The following is a 15,661-nucleotide window of genomic DNA, read 5'->3' as shown; positions in this document are numbered from 1 at the left end:
CCCTCCGACCCGCAGGAACAGGAGCACGAAACAAGTGCCATCGTTTTCGACCACGCTTGAACAGGCCATCCACGGGGCGCTCGCGCTTGCAAACGCGCGCCGCCACGAGCTGGCAACGCTGGAACATCTGCTTCTGGCCCTGATCGACGAACCCGACGCCGCGCGGGTGATGAAGGCTTGCTCGGTCAACCTTGACGAGCTGCGCAAGACCCTAGTGGAGTTCATCGACGACGACCTTTCCACGCTGGTCACCGATGTCGAAGGCTCCGAAGCCGTGCCGACCGCCGCGTTTCAGCGGGTGATCCAGCGCGCCGCGATCCATGTGCAATCCTCCGGCCGGACCGAGGTGACGGGCGCCAACGTGCTGGTCGCCATCTTTGCCGAGCGGGAGTCGAACGCCGCCTATTTCCTGCAAGAACAGGACATGACGCGCTATGATGCGGTCAATTTCATCGCCCATGGCGTGGCCAAAGACCCGTCCTATGGCGAAACCCGCCCCGTCTCGGGCGCGGATGAACCGAGCCACGAAACCCCCAAGGGCGAAGCGGGTGAGGCCAAGGAATCCGCCCTGTCGAAATATTGCGTCGATCTCAACGTCAAGGCCCGCAAGGGCGACGTTGACCCGCTGATCGGACGCGAGCAAGAGGTGGAACGCGCCATTCAGGTTCTCTGCCGCCGCCGCAAGAACAACCCGCTGCTGGTGGGCGATCCGGGCGTGGGCAAGACCGCCATCGCCGAAGGTCTGGCCAAGAAGATCGTGGACAAACAGACGCCGGAAATTCTGGCCCATGCCACGATCTACAGCCTTGATATGGGCGCGCTTCTGGCCGGCACCCGCTATCGCGGCGACTTTGAAGAGCGTCTGAAGCAGGTCGTCAAAGAGCTTGAGGATCACCCCGACGCGATCCTCTTCATTGACGAGATTCACACAGTCATCGGTGCCGGTGCCACCTCGGGCGGCGCCATGGATGCCTCCAACCTGCTGAAACCGGCGTTGCAGGGCGGCAAGCTGCGCTGCATGGGCTCCACCACCTACAAGGAATTCCGTCAGCATTTTGAGAAAGACCGCGCCCTGTCGCGCCGCTTCCAGAAGATCGACGTGAACGAGCCGACCGTGCCGGATGCCATCAAGATTCTTCAGGGTCTCAAGCCCAATTTTGAAGAGCATCACGATGTCCGCTACACCGCCGACGCCATCAAATCGGCGGTGGAACTGGCCGCGCGCTATATCCACGACCGCAAACTGCCCGACAGCGCCATCGACGTGATCGACGAGGCGGGCGCGGCGCAGCACCTTCTGCCCGAAGGCAAGCGGCGCAAGACGCTGGGGATCAAAGAGATTGAGGCTGTGGTGGCCAAGATCGCCCGCATCCCGCCGAAATCGGTCTCGAAAGACGATGCCGAAACCCTGCGCGACCTTGAGAAAACCCTCAAGCGCGTGGTCTTCGGTCAGGACAAGGCGGTTGAAGCCCTGTGCAGCGCCATCAAACTCGCCCGCGCCGGTCTGCGCGAGCCGGAAAAGCCCATCGGCAACTATCTGTTTGCCGGGCCGACGGGCGTGGGTAAGACCGAAGTGGCCAAACAACTGGCGTCTTCGCTGGGCGTGAAACTGCTGCGCTTCGACATGTCGGAATACATGGAGAAACACGCGGTTAGCCGTCTGATCGGCGCCCCGCCCGGCTATGTCGGCTTTGATCAGGGGGGTATGCTGACCGATGGCGTCGATCAGGATCCGCATTGCGTCCTGCTGCTGGACGAGATGGAAAAGGCCCACCCGGATGTCTACAACATCCTTCTGCAGGTGATGGACCACGGCAAGCTGACCGACCACAACGGCCGGACGGTGGATTTCCGCAACGTGATCCTGATCATGACCTCGAACGCCGGCGCACGCGAGCAATCGCAGGCGGCCATCGGTTTCGGGCGCGAGCGCCGCACGGGTGAAGATACCGCCGCCATCGAGCGCACCTTCACTCCCGAATTCCGCAACCGTCTGGATGCGGTGATCTCCTTCGCGCCGCTGTCGAAGGATGTCATCATGGAGGTGGTGACCAAGTTCGTGCTGCAACTCGAAGCGCAACTGATGGACCGCAACGTCCATATCGACCTTGCGCCCGAAGCAGCCGCATGGCTGGGCGACAAGGGTTATGATGACAAGATGGGTGCGCGTCCGCTGGGCCGCGTTATTCAGGAAAACATCAAGAAGCCGCTGGCCGAGGAACTGCTGTTCGGCAAGCTGGTCAAGGGCGGCACCGTCCATGTCGGCGTCAAGGATGATGCAATCCACCTGACCTATGAGGAGCCGGGCAAACCCCGGCTGACCCGGCAAAAGCCGCCGCTCCTGACCGCGGAATGAACCGAAAGGCCCCCCATGCGGGGGCCTTTTGCGTTCAGGGGTGCGTGAAATCACGCACCCTACCCGACACGTTCAATCCGCCCGTAGGGTGCGTGCCTGCACGCACCGCCCCGGGTCAGACCGCAGATTGCCGGTTCCCCTCAAACCCGATCCTGCGCTAGCCTGCCGGCATGACCCAAGCCCCCTCGCCCCGCACCCGCGCCCGCCGTCTGCACCACAAGGCCGCCTATGACCGCGCCACCATCGACGCCATCCTCGATGCGATGCCGGTCGCCCATATCGGCCATCTGGTGGACGGTTTTCCCGTCGTCACCCCCACCCTGCAATGGCGCGAGGGGGACCGGATTTACTGGCACGGCTCTTCGGCCAGCCGCATGGTCCGCGCGGCTGCAAATGCCCCGGTCTGCGTTACCGTCACGCTCACCGATGGCATGGTGCTGGCCCGCTCGGCGCTGGAGCATTCGGTGAACTACCGCTGCGTCATGGCCTTTGGCACGGCCGAGGCTGTGACCGACCCCGCGCTCAAGGCGCGGCATCTGGAAACCATGGTGGAACAGCTTTTTCGCGGCCGCTGGCCGCAATTGCGCCCGATGACCGCGCAAGAGGTCAAGGCGACCGCCGTTCTCTCGCTGCCGCTGACCGAGGCCAGCGCCAAGATCTCGCAGGGCAACACCGAAGACCCAGAGGAGGATATCGGCTGGCCGGTCTGGGCGGGCGTGCTGCCCATCACCCTTGGCATGGGCGCGCCGATCCCGGCGCCCGACCTTGCACCGGGGCTGGCCTTGCCCGATCATGCCCGCGACTACCGCTTTGGCAAGGCGCCGGAAAGCCCCCCCGAATGACCGCAGTCCTCTTCGTCTGTCTCGGCAATATCTGCCGGTCCCCCACCGCCGAGGCGGTGCTGCGCGCCCGTGCGGCGGCGGCGGGGCTTGACCTCACGGTGGACAGTTGCGGCACCGGCGGCTGGCATGTCGGCGAGCCGCCCTATCTGCCCGCCATCGAGGCCGCCGCGAAACGCGGTTATGACCTGCGCAGCCTGCGGGCCCGGCAACTGACCCCGCAGGACTTTACCCGCTTCGACCTTGTGCTGGTGATGGACCGCTCGAACCTGCGCGATGCGGAGGCGCTCTGCCCGCCCGATGGCAGCAAGCCCCGGCTTTTCCTGACCTATGCCCCCGGCTCAGGCCGCACAGACCTGCCCGACCCGTGGTATACCCGCGATTTTGAAGGCACATTGGACCTGATCGAGGCCGCCAGTGACGGCCTGATCGCGGCCCTGCGCGGTCAGCCGCCGCAATAGGCTTCGGCTTGGGCCGAAAACGCCTGATAGCGGTCCCAGAACGCATCATCCGCGCCGCGCTTGGACATCTTCACGTCCTGCGCCTTGTCGGGGTCCTTGAAGAAACCCGCCACCCGGCGCTGATCGGTGCTGCGCAGGGTGAAATCCGCCACCTGCTGGATGCAGTTGCACAGGGCGCGGTTGGCCGCATCGCGGTCGGACCGGTTGCAGGCGCTTTCGATCGGACCCGCCGAAGCCGCCCCCGCCACACATGCAAAAAACGCGGCCCCGCAGGCCAGCTTCAGTCTGGAAATCGTCATGCTCTGCCTCATTGCCCCCGGCATTCCCCGCCAAGGGTCATTTTCTGCCGCCTATTATGCCGATTCGGGACAGATTTTTCAATAGTTGGAAACAGTTGGCGGATTTTGGCCGATTTTGTCACCCCCTCCCCCGAGTCTGGTGTCGCTGCCCCTTCCCGCCCCAACATCCAGCGGTGCCCGGCGCCGTAGGGCGGGGTTCACCCCGCCTTCCCGACACCGCCACACGCCCCCTTCCCCGCGGCCCTGCCGCGCGCTATACGCACGCGCATGACCCAGCTTGATCTCATCCGCAATTTCTCGATCGTGGCCCATATCGACCACGGCAAATCCACCTTGGCCGACCGGCTCATCCAGATGACCGGGACCGTGGCCGAGCGGGACATGAAGGCGCAGATCCTTGACAGCATGGATATCGAGCGTGAGCGGGGCATCACCATCAAGGCCAACACGGTGCGGATCGAATATCCCGCCAAGGATGGCAAGACCTATATCCTGAACCTGATCGACACCCCCGGCCACGTCGATTTCGCCTATGAGGTCAGCCGCTCGATGAAGGCCGTCGAAGGCTCGCTTCTGGTGGTCGATGCGTCACAGGGGGTCGAGGCGCAGACGCTGGCCAATGTCTATCAGGCGCTGGACGCCGGGCACGAGATTGTCCCCGTTCTCAACAAGATCGACCTGCCCGCCGCCGAGCCCGAGCGCATCAAGCAGCAGATCGAAGACGTCATCGGCCTCGACGCCTCCGAAGCCATCGCCATCTCGGCCAAATCCGGCCTCGGCATCCCCGACGTGCTTGAGGCGATCGTCACCCGCCTGCCCGCCCCCAAGGGCGACCGCGATGCGCCGCTCAAGGCGATGCTGGTCGATAGCTGGTATGACGCCTACCTTGGCGTCGTCGTCATGCTGCGCGTCATCGACGGCGTGGTGAAAAAGGGCGACCGCATCCGCATGATGGCGACCAATGCCGTCTATGGCATCGACAAGCTGGCGGTGCTGAAACCGCAGATGGTGGACATCCCCGAGCTTGGCCCGGGTGAGATCGGCATTTTCACCGCCTCGATCAAGCAGGTGCGCGACACCCGTGTCGGCGATACCGTGACCCATGAACGCAAGGGCTGCGACACGCCGCTGCCCGGGTTCAAACCGGCGCAGCCCGTGGTGTTCTGCGGCCTCTTCCCCGTCGATGCCGCCGATTTCGAACCACTGCGCGACGCGATCGAGAAACTCTCGCTCAACGATGCCTCCTTCTCGACCGAGATGGAAACCTCGGCCGCCCTGGGCTTTGGTTTCCGCTGCGGCTTCCTTGGCCTTCTGCACCTCGAAGTCATCCGCGACCGGCTGGAACGCGAATATGACCTCGACCTGATCACCACCGCGCCTTCGGTGGTCTTCAAGCTCTACATGAAAGACGGCGAGGTGCGCGACCTGCACAACCCCGCCGACATGCCCGACCTCACCTATGTCGATCACATCGAAGAGCCGCGGATCAAGGCCACCATCATGGTGCCCGACGAATATCTGGGCGATATCCTGAAACTCTGCCAGGACCGCCGCGGCATCCAGATGGACCTCTCCTATGCCGGAAGCCGTGCCATGGTGGTCTATGACCTGCCCTTGGCCGAGGTGGTGTTCGATTTCTACGACCGGCTGAAATCGGTCACCAAGGGCTATGCCAGCTTCGACTACACGATTTCCGAATACCGCGAAGATCACCTCGTCAAGATGTCGATTCTGGTGAATGACGAGCCGGTGGACGCCCTTGCGATGATGGTCCACCGCGACCGCGCCGAGGCCCGCGGCCGCTCGATGGTGGAAAAGCTCAAAGAGCTGATCCCCCGCCACATGTTCAAGATCCCGATCCAGGCCGCCATCGGCGGCCGCGTCATCGCCCGCGAAACCCTGTCGGCCATGCGCAAAGACGTGACCGCCAAATGCTACGGCGGCGACGCGACCCGGAAGAAGAAGCTGCTTGAGAAGCAGAAAGCCGGGAAGAAGAAGATGCGCCAGTTCGGCAAGGTCGAGATCCCGCAGGAAGCGTTTATTTCGGCGTTGAAGATGGATGGGTGAGGCGCGACCCCGGCTTTGCCGGGGAGAAAACGCTCCAGTGGAGCGTTTTCAGCGCCGAACGCCCGCGAACGCCTTCGCGGGCGGGACCCGATCAAAAGGTATAGGGTGCTTGCACGCACGCCTTTATTCCGTAGGGTTCGTGCTTGCCCACACCATCCTCTCCGTGCCCTCCAAGCTGCGTGAAATCGCGCAGCCTACGCAAATCGTCGCTCGGCCATTGCCCGCTGAACCTCGTCACACAGCCGGCGGCTTCCCCGCTCGGCAAAAGCGACGGTGAAGAGGACGGTGGCCCCCTGTGACCTGGGGGCGACGATAATCTGACGTGCGGTCAGAAAGCCATGCCGAGGTTAATTCCAGGTTAATCAGAGGACGCCCCTTCACACCCTCGGCAGCCCGCTCACATCCGCTTCCGGCATCCCCTCTTCGCCATAGCGCTGCTGTAGCAGTTCGATCCCCTTCGCCTTGGCTTTGTCGGGCACCTCCGGCCCTTCGTCCGACCATTCATCCCCGATGAACTTCGCAAACTCGCCGAATTGCGGTTTTGGTCCATCAAACGCGGCTTCCCGGCGGCGGAAATGCGCCGTGGTCTCGGCGCCGCGGATCACGCCCGCCAATCGCGCGTGCATATAGCTTTTCAGGACGGCATTGATGCGCGGACCATAGCCTTCGCCCATCGACTTGAAGAACCTCACCACATCCTCGTCCAGCCCGAGATTGACTTTCATCTTGGGCCGGTCCGGGGTCTGACGGGCGATGTCGTGCCACGCGTCCGGGATGCGGCCCGTCATCTCGATGGTGTTGTGAAAGTCCCATTCGAGGCGGGCCATCACGTCCATCATGTAAGAGTAGTGGGCGGACTGTTTCGGGGTCAGCTTCTTCAGATCGGTCATGGCGGGGCCTCCTACGGGCAGCATCGCCGCGAGAGGTTAATCAAGGGTAAGCGGCGGGGGCGTAGAGACGGAAGAAAGACAGCAAGAAGACGAAAAAAAGACGTAACGCTTTCTTAACCGTTTTGCCGACAAAATGCCAATATGCAGTTGATTCCGCTCCTCTTTCTTCTGGCCGCCTGCGCCGCCTCCCCGGCGCCCGAATTTTTCGGGGCAAAGCGGGTTGAGGTCACGCGGGAGGGGCGGAATTACACCGTCTGGCACACCGAAAAACGGGTGGAAGTGGTCCGTCACGGTTATGCGAAACCGGGCGAGCATCAGGCGATCCGCGCCACGATGATCGCACTGATCCCCGAGGTAACGGGTTGCAAACTCTATGAAAAATCGCTGCAAGGTGACAGTGGTGAGATGCGGGGCAGCATCCGCTGCTAGCGGCGCAGGAACAGCTCCCACAGCGCCCAAAGCCCCGCTGCAAGGAACATCAGTCCCCAGCCGGGGCTGTTGAACCAGAACTCCACCGCCGCCCACACCAGCGGTAGCCCCGCGGTCGCCACCCGCACCCACATCTTGGCAAATACCGGGTGATCCCGGTCCAGAAACTTGGTCATCAGCGCCTCCCTTTGCGCCCAGATAGGTGCAGCCCGCCCCCGGCACCAGCCCCGTTGACACAATCTTAAACCTGTTGCGGCAGATTGCGCGTGACAAGTGAATTCGCCACCGATCTGTGCCAGACTGAGGGAAGGGAGGACCATTCATGCCGCAGATCGACGCCAGTTTCGCCGGGCAAACCGTCATCACCACGTTCGAGATGACCCCCGCCACCGCCCATGACCTGCTGGAGAAACTCCAGTCCGCCTATCAGGAGGTGATCCGCCATCAGCCGGGCTTTCTTGGCGCCGGGCTGCATATGAACGACGCGATGACCCGCATCTGCAACTATTCGCAATGGCAGCGGCGCGAAGACTATCAGGCGATGCTGCGCACCCCCGAAATGCGCGAACGAAACAGGGAGATCAACACGCTGTGCAAAGGGTTTGAGCCGGTGATGTATGAGGTTGTCGGGGTGGTGTAACGCGGGTTCACGATGTTGCGGGTCATTCTTGCCGTCTCGCTGCTGGGCAGCGGCGCGGCGCTTGCCGTTCCGGGGCAGAGCGATTGGTTGCTGCTGACCGCACCTTGTGCGGTGGCATGTTTGTTTCTGCTTCTGCGGCGTGCTCCGCACAGCCGCAAGACGGAAGAGCGGGTTATCATCGACGGCTCGAATGTGATGCACTGGGCCGATGGCGCCCCCTCGCTCGACCCCGTGCGGGCGGTTGTGGCAGAGGTGAGCCGGCGCGGTCTGACACCCGGGGTCATCTTTGATGCCAATGTCGGCTACAAGATCGGCGACCGTTATCAGGACGATCAGGAACTGGCCCGCAAGCTTGGCCTGCCCGAGGCGCAGGTTCTTGTGGTGCCCAAAGGCACTCCGGCAGACGATTATATCTTGCGGGCGGCCCGCGATATGGGTGCGACGGTGGTCTCGAATGACCGCTACCGCGACTGGCAACGGACCTATCCCGAGGTGGTTTCGGATGAGGTTCTGCTGCGCGGCAGTTTCCGCGAGGGGCGCCTGCACCTGAAAGAAGGCGGGCGACGGCCCCGGGATGACGCAAGGTCAGGCGGCAAATGATTGCCCTGCGACAAATTGCCCCTATGTTAAAGCCATGCGGGCAGTCCGCAGGGTCATGAAAGGAACGGTCATGGGCATCGAAAGTCTGCTGATTCTCGTCATCATCGGCGCCGTCGCCGGTTGGCTTGCAGGCCGGTTGGTCTCTGGCTATGGCTTTGGTCTGATTGGCAATATTGTCGTCGGCATCGTCGGCGCCTTCATCGCAAGCTTCATTCTGCCGCGCGTCGGGCTGGCCATTGGCGGCGGCATTCTGGCCAGCATCATCCATGCCACCATCGGGGCGGTGATCCTGCTGGTGCTGCTGCGGGTGGTCAAACGCGTCTGACCGTTTCCGGGCGGCCCCGGACGAGGCCCGCCCGGACGCTTACCGCCGCCGCGCCTTGCCGCCGCGTTGGCCGGCGCGGCCGGCGGTGCTGCGGCCGCGGGATTTGACGGCCTCTTCCACCGCCTCCTCGACCACCGATTGCCGGGCGAGCGGGTCGTCGGCGACGGTCAGTTCCACCGCTTCCAGCCGCTTGACCTCATCGCGCAGCCGGGCCGCCTCTTCGAATTCAAGGTTCTCGGCCGCCTTGCGCATCGCCAGCCGCAGCGCGTCGAGATGGGCAGCAAGGTTCTGCCCCACCTGCGCTTTTTCCACCTTGGCGGTAACGCGCGACTGGTCGGTGTCGCCCTGCCAGAGACCGGCCAGCACATCTTCGACGTTCTTTTTCACCGTGGTCGGCGTGATGCCATGCGCTTCGTTATAGGCGATCTGCTTGGCGCGGCGGCGGTTGGTTTCGGCCAGCGCCCGCTCCATGCTGCCGGTGATGCGGTCGGCATACATGATCACCCGGCCCTCGGCATTGCGCGCCGCGCGGCCAATGGTTTGCACAAGGCTGGTTTCCGACCGCAGGAAGCCTTCCTTGTCGGCATCCAGAATGGCCACCAGACCGCATTCGGGAATGTCGAGCCCCTCGCGCAAAAGGTTGATCCCGACCAGCACATCAAAGGCGCCAAGCCGTAAATCCCGCAGGATTTCAATGCGTTCCAGCGTGTCGATGTCGCTGTGCATATAGCGGATGCGGATGCCCTGTTCGTGGAAATATTCGGTCAGGTCTTCGGCCATCCGCTTGGTCAGTGTCGTGACCAGCACCCGGAAGCCATTGGCCGCCACCTTGCGGATTTCGTCCAGAAGGTCGTCCACCTGCATTTCGACGGGCCGGATCTCGACCGGCGGGTCGATCAGGCCGGTCGGGCGGATCACCTGTTCGGTAAAGACGCCGCCGGTTTGCTCCAGCTCCCATGCCGCCGGGGTGGCCGAGACGAAGACCGACTGCGGCCGCATAGCATCCCATTCCTCAAATTTGAGCGGCCGGTTGTCCATGCAGCTTGGCAGACGAAAACCGTGTTCGGCCAGTGTCATCTTGCGGCGGAAGTCGCCTTTATACATGCCGCCGATCTGCGGCACCGAGACGTGGGATTCGTCAGCAAAAACAATGGCATTATCGGGAATGAACTCGAAAAGGGTCGGCGGCGGCTCACCGGGGGCGCGGCCAGTGAGGTAGCGGGAATAATTCTCGATCCCGGCGCAGCTTCCGGTCGCCTCCAGCATTTCCAGATCGAAATTGGTGCGCTGTTCCAGCCGCTGCGCCTCAAGCAGCTTGCCCTCGCCGGTGAGCTGCTTCAGCCGGTGAAACAGCTCGTCCTTGATGCCGCGGATCGCCTGCTGAAGCGTCGGGCGGGGTGTCACATAGTGGCTGTTGGCATAGATGCGGATCTGCTTGAAACTGTCGGTCTTGGCCCCGGTAAGGGGATCAAATTCCACAATCGCTTCAAGCTCTTCGCCAAAGAAGGAAAACCGCCAGGCGCGGTCTTCAAGGTGGGCCGGCCAGACTTCCAGACTGTCGCCGCGCACCCGGAAAGAGCCGCGGGCAAAGGCGGCATCGTTGCGGCGGTATTGCTGCGCCACCAGTTCGGCAATCACCTGCCGCTGGTCGTAAAGCTGCCCCACCAGCAGGTCTTGCGTCATGGCCGAATAGGTCTCGACCGAGCCGATGCCGTAGATGCAAGAGACCGAGGCGACGATGATCACATCGTCCCGCTCCAAGAGCGCCCGGGTGGCCGAGTGGCGCATCCGGTCGATCTGTTCGTTGATCTGGGATTCCTTCTCGATATAGGTGTCGGTGCGCGCCACATAGGCTTCGGGTTGGTAGTAATCGTAATAGCTTACGAAATACTCAACGGCGTTGTCGGGAAAGAAGCCCTTGAATTCCCCATACAATTGCGCTGCCAGCGTCTTGTTCGGCGCAAGGATGATCGCCGGCCGCTGAGTTTCTTCGATCACCTTCGCCATGGTAAAGGTCTTGCCGGTGCCAGTGGCGCCCAGCAGCACCTGATCGCGCTCTCCGGCCAGAACCCCGGACGAAAGCTCGGCAATCGCGGTGGGCTGGTCGCCGGCGGCCTGAAACGGCGTCTGCATCGCAAAGCGCCGCCCGCCTTCCAGCTTGGGCCGGGTCAGGACATCGGGGCGGATCGAGGGCAGATTGGTGTTGTTGTGGGGCATGGGTGATTCCCTTTCGCCCCCAATCTATTCCGTTTTTGTTCCCATTAAAGGGCGCTGGAAAGCCGGTGTTAACCGAGGTTGCGACAGGATGAAGAAAAGCCGTTCAATTTTAGCGAAAACTTCCCGCATCTCTGCATCTTTTGGTTGCATTGCGACCAGAGCTGCCGCAGATTTGAGGGGCAAGCAGCACACTGAAGCTGTCGGCTGGTTGCACCACACACCCCACCCACACTCCCCGTGACCAGCCGACAGCACCTTTGGCCGCAGCCGGGGCCGAGAGCCTTGCACTTTGCCCGCACATTCGGGATAACCGGGCAGACCCAAAGGGAGATTGCCCCATGCGCGCGCGCATCTATCAGCCCGCCAAGACCGCCATGCAGTCCGGCACCGCCAAGACCAAAACCTGGGTGCTGGATTACGAACCCGACAGCGCCCGTGTGGTCGATCCGCTGATGGGCTGGACCGGCTCGGGCGATACGCAATCGCAGGTGCGGCTGCGCTTTGACAGCAAGGAAGCCGCCCTTGCCTATGCCGCCGAAAAGGGCATCACCGCCGACGTGGTCGAGCCGCAGGGCCGCAAGCACAACATCCGCCCGCGGGGCTATGGCGAGAATTTCGCCACCGACCGCAAAGGCGCCTGGACCCATTGATCGACCGCCTGCCAGCGCAGGCAACCCATTGAACCAAGGAGATTTCCATGCGCCATTTTGCATTCGGCCTTGTCGCCGCCCTTTGGGGCACGACCGCCCTTGCCCAAGCCACGCCTGAGGGGGCGGCGGACCTGACCGCCCTTTTGCAGACCTATCTCGGCAGCGCGCCGGGTGTGGTGACCGTAGCCCCCGAGGGGGAGGTTTACGGAGTCAAGCTGGATTTCGCACCGCTTCTGGCCAAGCTGCCCGATGCCGGAGCCGAAGCCTCGATCACACCGATTGAGTTCAAGCTGACCGACAATGACGACGGCACCTGGGAGATGACGCAGGATCAGAGCTTTGACCTGCAGATCAAGGTGCCGGGGCAGATGGAGATGTCGCTCCATATCGCCAATGTGACGGGCGAAGGCACGTTTGACGCCGGGTTGCAGACCTTCTCGACCTCGTCCACCAGCTTCACCGATCTGGCCATGGTGCAAAAGACCACCGACCCGGCCATGGGCGACAATACGGTGAACTACACGATCGCCTCGGGCAGCTATGAAAGCACCGCCGAGGAGGGGGCCGACGGTGGCGTGGATACGACCATGACCTATGCGGTTGAGGGGGTTGCCGAGACCTTCTCGCTGCCGCCGATGGGCGAAGGCGCCCCGCCCAGCAAAATCACCCTGCGCGCCGAAAGCTATACCGGCAACGGCGGTGCCGAAGGGCTGCGCCCGGATGCAATGTATAAACTGCTGGCTTTCTTCGTGGCCAACCCGTCAGAGGCGGCGATTGCCGCCCAGCAAGGCGAGTTGAAGACCATCCTGACCGACGGGTTGCCGTTGTTCCAGCATCTGGTCTCCACTTCGACCACGACTGCGATCACCGTGGAAACGCCCATGGGCCCCGCCGCGCTGGCCAGCGCCGAAATCACCGTCGAAGCGAATGGCATCGTCGAAGAGGGTCTCTTCCGCGAGGCTTTCGTGCTGAAAGGGCTGGAACTTCCCGCCGGGGTGGTGCCCGAATGGGCGGTGCCGCTGGTGCCGTCCGACCTGTCGCTGGACTTCAAGGTGACGCGGTTCAACCTGCTCGCCCCGGCGCAACTGCTGCTTTCGGCGCTGGACCTGACCAAGGACCCGCAATTGCCGCCCGAAGTCGAAGGTCAGCTTCTGGGCGCCCTGCTGCCCGAAGGCGTGGTCGATGTGACGCTGGCCCCCGGCGGTGCCACGGCGCCGGTCTATACCCTGGGCTATGAGGCCACGATCACCGCCGGTCCGATGACGCCGATGCCGACGGGAACCGCGAAACTGAGCCTCACCGGCATGGCCGAGATCAACGCCGCGCTGGCCGCCGCGCCGGAAGAGGTGAAGATGCAGGCCGGGCCGATGCTCGCCATGGCCGAAGGCATGGCCAAACCGGGCGACAACGGCGCCTTGGTCTGGGAGGTCGAGATGACCGCCGAGGGTGCGCTTCTGGTCAACGGCACCAACATGATGGGCGGGCAATGAGCCTGACGATCACCCGGGAAAGCCCCCTTGGGGGCGATCTCGCGCTGTTGATGGCGCGGCACACCGCCGACATGCACGCCGACACCCCGCCTGAAAGCATCCATATGATGGATGCCTCGCAGCTTGCCACGCCCGGCATCGCCTTCTTCGTGATGCGCGACGCCGGGGCGCCGGTGGCAATGGGCGCCTTCAAGCGGATCGACGATACCCATGCCGAAGTGAAGTCGATGCATGTGCTGACCGAGGCGCGGGGGCGGGGTCTGTCGAAGGCAATGCTCGACCATCTGGTGGGTGAGGCGAAGGCGGCTGGCTTTTCCCGCCTGTCACTGGAAACCGGGGTGCAGCCCACCTTCATCGCCGCCCGCGCGCTCTATGAACGGGCGGGCTTTGCCTATTGCCCGCCGTTTGAAGGCTATGCCGAAGACCCCAACTCGGTTTTCATGACGCGCAGCCTTGATTGACGCCGCGCCATGGCCCAAAAGGGGCGCACGGTCCCGTAGCTCAGTTGGATAGAGCAGCCGCCTTCTAATTCCAGAATCCGACCATGCTGACCCGTGCTGACGGTGGAATTACCTAATAAAATCAGCATCTTCGGTTGATCAGACCGGGTGATGGGTGACATGCAATTGCATAGACAATTGCATGAGGCCGATCATGGCAACGCTGGAAATGACATTCACGAAGGGCGCGCTCGACAAGGCGGCTCACACTGGCGGCGCAGCAACCCGCTACCGCGACACCCGCTATCCCAACCTCTACCTTGAAGTCGGCGCGCGGTCGAAGACGTGGCGCTTCCGCAAGTTTTGGAAGGGGCAAAACTTCACGGAAACCCTAGGGACGTGGCCGCAGATGACCGTGATCGAGGCGGCGCAAACGGCGGCCGAGTTCAATACCCGCATCGAGGAAGCAGGCGTGATCGTCCGCAACGATGCCCCGCGCAACGCGCCCGAGATCACCCTTCGGGTCGCGCTTGAGCAGCACGTCACGAAGGCCCTCGACCCGCGCCAGCGTCATGTGTCGGCGGAAACGGCGGCGGGCTATGCCGCCATGCTGCGCCTTCACACGCCTCGCTGGCTCGACATGCCCATCACGGACATCACGCGGCAGATGGTCAACGAAAAGATCAAGGCGATGGCGAACAAGCCTACCACGGCAAGCTGTCTGCTGCGCGCGCTGGGCGCGATCTACGGCACCCAGCTTGCCTACCGGGACGACGGTTATGAACATGACCCCACCTATCGCGTGAAGGGGTATGAGGCGCGGACGCGGGAACTGCTGTTCGATGAGGCGAAACGCTGGCCCGCGATGGAGGCAATATCGAAGGTGCCGAACATGACGCGGCGTGCGGCGTGGCTCGCGCTGCTGTTCACAGGGTTCCGCATGAGCAACATTCGCGCCCTGCGCTGGCAAGACATCGACTTCGACGAAAAGATGCTGACCCTTGGGCGGATGAAGAACGGCCTTCGGCGCACATTCCCCCTGTCGGACGCCGCCCTCGACGTTTTCCGCCTGACACCGCGGACACATGATCAGATCGTCTTCGAGGGGCGGCACTACAACAAGCCCATCACGGGCCTTCGCCAGATCGACATTGACGGCAATGACGTGGACAACGGCGGCGTGCTGCGGCCCCACGATACCCGCCACCTGTTTTCGTCGGCGGCGGCAAAAGCAGGTCTTTCAGGGCCAGTAATCAACTGGATGCGCGGCGACGTGACCATCATGCAGGGTGCCGCTGGCCGCTATATGCACGATCTTGGGTCACATGCCGATGCGAACGCCATCGCGAACCAGATCGTTTCCAAAAGCGCACCTGCCTTGTCGGTTGAAGACATGCTCAGACGTGCTTAGATTGGATATACCTTGCCTCCACTCGCGGGAAACCCCCTGTCGAGTGAGGCCGTGACGCGACTGCGAAACTGACAGGCCGAGGAACCCGAAGCAGCCCAAGGGCGTGTGAAGGCGGTCAGTGGAGAGGATGGGAGGAAAGCGCGCGGTCATCAGGTGCCCTCAATGTGAGAACACCCATGACTCCAGACGCCCTCCTTGCCGAGTTGCGCACGGCTATCGAAGCGCAGAATTTCCCTGAAATCATGACCCCGGCGCAGGCCGCGCAATTCCTTGGCGTGTCCGAGGACTATCTGCGCGATCACCGCAAGCGCAGGTCGGGGCCGCCCTACAGCCAGCCCGCATCGAAGATCGTCCGCTATATGCGGTCGGATTTGATCGCTTGGCTGAACCGTTCGCGCATCGCCGCATGAATTGACCGAGGCAAGCTGGCACTCGCCTCGGTCGGTATCATGCGCGCAGAGCATCGAAAGGGCTCTGTTGCACAAATCCCGTGAGGGATTCATCTCGTGAATCCAGCGTGGTAGCCGGCGTGCATGAGCAGACCCAT

The 15,661-nt window shown here is 62.9% G+C and carries 17 protein-coding genes; 13 read left to right on the top strand and 4 right to left on the bottom strand.

Annotated features, from left to right (window positions below):
- Positions 1-34: 34 nt before the first annotated feature.
- From clpA to HS053_RS18570, 3 genes are all read left to right on the top strand, one after another.
- Positions 35-2,356: an ATP-dependent Clp protease ATP-binding subunit ClpA gene (clpA, locus tag HS053_RS18580; protein ID WP_174212745.1), complete on the top strand. Its 2,322-nt coding sequence runs from the start codon at positions 35-37 to the stop codon at positions 2,354-2,356.
- A 170-nt stretch (positions 2,357-2,526) separates the two neighbouring features.
- Positions 2,527-3,198 (top strand): pyridoxamine 5'-phosphate oxidase family protein, encoded by a 672-nt coding sequence (locus HS053_RS18575; protein ID WP_174212744.1) that lies wholly within the window; start codon positions 2,527-2,529, stop codon positions 3,196-3,198.
- A complete protein-coding gene (locus tag HS053_RS18570) occupies positions 3,195-3,656 on the top strand; it encodes a low molecular weight protein-tyrosine-phosphatase (protein ID WP_174212743.1) in 462 nt (153 codons plus the stop codon). The genes HS053_RS18575 and HS053_RS18570 overlap by 4 nt, the downstream gene beginning before the upstream one ends.
- Here HS053_RS18570 and HS053_RS18565 read toward each other — a convergent pair.
- On the bottom strand, positions 3,641-3,955 hold the full coding sequence (locus tag HS053_RS18565; RefSeq protein ID WP_241699935.1) for a hypothetical protein: 315 nt from the start codon (positions 3,953-3,955) through the stop codon (positions 3,641-3,643). The genes HS053_RS18570 and HS053_RS18565 overlap by 16 nt on opposite strands.
- Before the next feature lie 267 nt (positions 3,956-4,222).
- Here HS053_RS18565 and lepA point away from each other — a divergent pair, with 267 nt between their 5' ends.
- Positions 4,223-6,022, top strand: coding sequence for a translation elongation factor 4 (gene lepA / locus HS053_RS18560; RefSeq protein WP_174212742.1), 1,800 nt, complete (start codon positions 4,223-4,225; stop codon positions 6,020-6,022).
- 377 nt (positions 6,023-6,399) lie between these two features.
- On the opposite strand, the gene HS053_RS18555 is transcribed toward lepA, so the two are convergent.
- Positions 6,400-6,912, bottom strand: a complete 513-nt coding sequence (locus tag HS053_RS18555) for a BrnA antitoxin family protein (protein ID WP_174212741.1) — start codon at positions 6,910-6,912, stop codon at positions 6,400-6,402.
- Positions 6,913-7,053: 141 nt separating this feature from the next.
- On the opposite strand from HS053_RS18555, the gene HS053_RS18550 reads away from it, so the two are divergent.
- Positions 7,054-7,341, top strand: a complete 288-nt coding sequence (locus HS053_RS18550; RefSeq protein WP_174212740.1) for a hypothetical protein — start codon at positions 7,054-7,056, stop codon at positions 7,339-7,341.
- On the opposite strand, the gene HS053_RS18545 is transcribed toward HS053_RS18550, so the two are convergent.
- Positions 7,338-7,517 (bottom strand): hypothetical protein, encoded by a 180-nt coding sequence (locus HS053_RS18545; protein ID WP_174212739.1) that lies wholly within the window; start codon positions 7,515-7,517, stop codon positions 7,338-7,340. The genes HS053_RS18550 and HS053_RS18545 overlap by 4 nt on opposite strands.
- Positions 7,518-7,663: 146 nt before the next feature.
- Here HS053_RS18545 and HS053_RS18540 point away from each other — a divergent pair, with 146 nt between their 5' ends.
- The 3 genes from HS053_RS18540 to HS053_RS18530 are packed head-to-tail and all read left to right on the top strand — an operon-like array spanning position 7,664 to position 8,906.
- Positions 7,664-7,981, top strand: a complete 318-nt coding sequence (locus HS053_RS18540; RefSeq protein WP_174212738.1) for an antibiotic biosynthesis monooxygenase family protein — start codon at positions 7,664-7,666, stop codon at positions 7,979-7,981.
- A gap of 12 nt (positions 7,982-7,993) precedes the next feature.
- Entirely contained in the window at positions 7,994-8,581 is a 588-nt protein-coding gene (locus HS053_RS18535; protein WP_174212737.1) for an NYN domain-containing protein, read from the top strand.
- 55 nt (positions 8,582-8,636) lie between these two features.
- On the top strand, positions 8,637-8,906 hold the full coding sequence (locus tag HS053_RS18530; RefSeq protein ID WP_241699934.1) for a GlsB/YeaQ/YmgE family stress response membrane protein: 270 nt from the start codon (positions 8,637-8,639) through the stop codon (positions 8,904-8,906).
- 39 nt (positions 8,907-8,945) lie between these two features.
- On the opposite strand, the gene uvrB is transcribed toward HS053_RS18530, so the two are convergent.
- A complete protein-coding gene (gene uvrB / locus HS053_RS18525; protein ID WP_174212736.1) occupies positions 8,946-11,123 on the bottom strand; it encodes an excinuclease ABC subunit UvrB in 2,178 nt (725 codons plus the stop codon).
- Positions 11,124-11,461: 338 nt separating this feature from the next.
- Here uvrB and HS053_RS18520 point away from each other — a divergent pair, with 338 nt between their 5' ends.
- From HS053_RS18520 to HS053_RS18500, 5 genes are all read left to right on the top strand, one after another.
- Positions 11,462-11,773, top strand: a complete 312-nt coding sequence (locus HS053_RS18520; protein ID WP_174212735.1) for an ETC complex I subunit — start codon at positions 11,462-11,464, stop codon at positions 11,771-11,773.
- Positions 11,774-11,820: 47 nt separating this feature from the next.
- Positions 11,821-13,263: a hypothetical protein gene (locus HS053_RS18515; protein WP_174212734.1), complete on the top strand. Its 1,443-nt coding sequence runs from the start codon at positions 11,821-11,823 to the stop codon at positions 13,261-13,263.
- Positions 13,260-13,724, top strand: a complete 465-nt coding sequence (locus tag HS053_RS18510) for a GNAT family N-acetyltransferase (protein WP_174212733.1) — start codon at positions 13,260-13,262, stop codon at positions 13,722-13,724. The genes HS053_RS18515 and HS053_RS18510 overlap by 4 nt, the downstream gene beginning before the upstream one ends.
- A 193-nt stretch (positions 13,725-13,917) precedes the next feature.
- Complete coding sequence (locus HS053_RS18505) at positions 13,918-15,114, top strand: tyrosine-type recombinase/integrase (protein ID WP_174212732.1); 1,197 nt, start codon at positions 13,918-13,920, stop codon at positions 15,112-15,114.
- Between the two features lie 176 nt (positions 15,115-15,290).
- Positions 15,291-15,524, top strand: a complete 234-nt coding sequence (locus HS053_RS18500) for a helix-turn-helix transcriptional regulator (RefSeq protein ID WP_174212731.1) — start codon at positions 15,291-15,293, stop codon at positions 15,522-15,524.
- Positions 15,525-15,661 lie beyond the last annotated feature (137 nt).

Source organism: Tabrizicola fusiformis (assembly GCF_013328815.1).
Classification (GTDB): Bacteria; Pseudomonadota; Alphaproteobacteria; order Rhodobacterales; family Rhodobacteraceae; genus Fuscibacter.
This window is presented reverse-complemented; position numbering and strand designations above follow the sequence as displayed.

Bases quoted from the DNA above. Each gene is read 5' to 3' on its own strand.
- HS053_RS18575 (WP_174212744.1), top strand. From the start codon at position 2,527: ATGACCCAAGCCCCCTCGCCCCGCACCCGCGCCCGCCGTCTGCACCAC.
- HS053_RS18570 (WP_174212743.1), top strand. From the start codon at position 3,195: ATGACCGCAGTCCTCTTCGTCTGTCTCGGCAATATCTGCCGGTCCCCC.
- HS053_RS18565 (WP_241699935.1), bottom strand. From the start codon at position 3,955: ATGACGATTTCCAGACTGAAGCTGGCCTGCGGGGCCGCGTTTTTTGCA.
- lepA (WP_174212742.1), top strand. From the start codon at position 4,223: ATGACCCAGCTTGATCTCATCCGCAATTTCTCGATCGTGGCCCATATC.
- HS053_RS18555 (WP_174212741.1), bottom strand. From the start codon at position 6,912: ATGACCGATCTGAAGAAGCTGACCCCGAAACAGTCCGCCCACTACTCT.
- HS053_RS18550 (WP_174212740.1), top strand. From the start codon at position 7,054: ATGCAGTTGATTCCGCTCCTCTTTCTTCTGGCCGCCTGCGCCGCCTCC.
- HS053_RS18545 (WP_174212739.1), bottom strand. From the start codon at position 7,517: ATGACCAAGTTTCTGGACCGGGATCACCCGGTATTTGCCAAGATGTGG.
- HS053_RS18540 (WP_174212738.1), top strand. From the start codon at position 7,664: ATGCCGCAGATCGACGCCAGTTTCGCCGGGCAAACCGTCATCACCACG.
- HS053_RS18535 (WP_174212737.1), top strand. From the start codon at position 7,994: ATGTTGCGGGTCATTCTTGCCGTCTCGCTGCTGGGCAGCGGCGCGGCG.
- HS053_RS18530 (WP_241699934.1), top strand. From the start codon at position 8,637: ATGAAAGGAACGGTCATGGGCATCGAAAGTCTGCTGATTCTCGTCATC.
- uvrB (WP_174212736.1), bottom strand. From the start codon at position 11,123: ATGCCCCACAACAACACCAATCTGCCCTCGATCCGCCCCGATGTCCTG.
- HS053_RS18520 (WP_174212735.1), top strand. From the start codon at position 11,462: ATGCGCGCGCGCATCTATCAGCCCGCCAAGACCGCCATGCAGTCCGGC.
- HS053_RS18515 (WP_174212734.1), top strand. From the start codon at position 11,821: ATGCGCCATTTTGCATTCGGCCTTGTCGCCGCCCTTTGGGGCACGACC.
- HS053_RS18510 (WP_174212733.1), top strand. From the start codon at position 13,260: ATGAGCCTGACGATCACCCGGGAAAGCCCCCTTGGGGGCGATCTCGCG.
- HS053_RS18505 (WP_174212732.1), top strand. From the start codon at position 13,918: ATGGCAACGCTGGAAATGACATTCACGAAGGGCGCGCTCGACAAGGCG.
- HS053_RS18500 (WP_174212731.1), top strand. From the start codon at position 15,291: ATGACTCCAGACGCCCTCCTTGCCGAGTTGCGCACGGCTATCGAAGCG.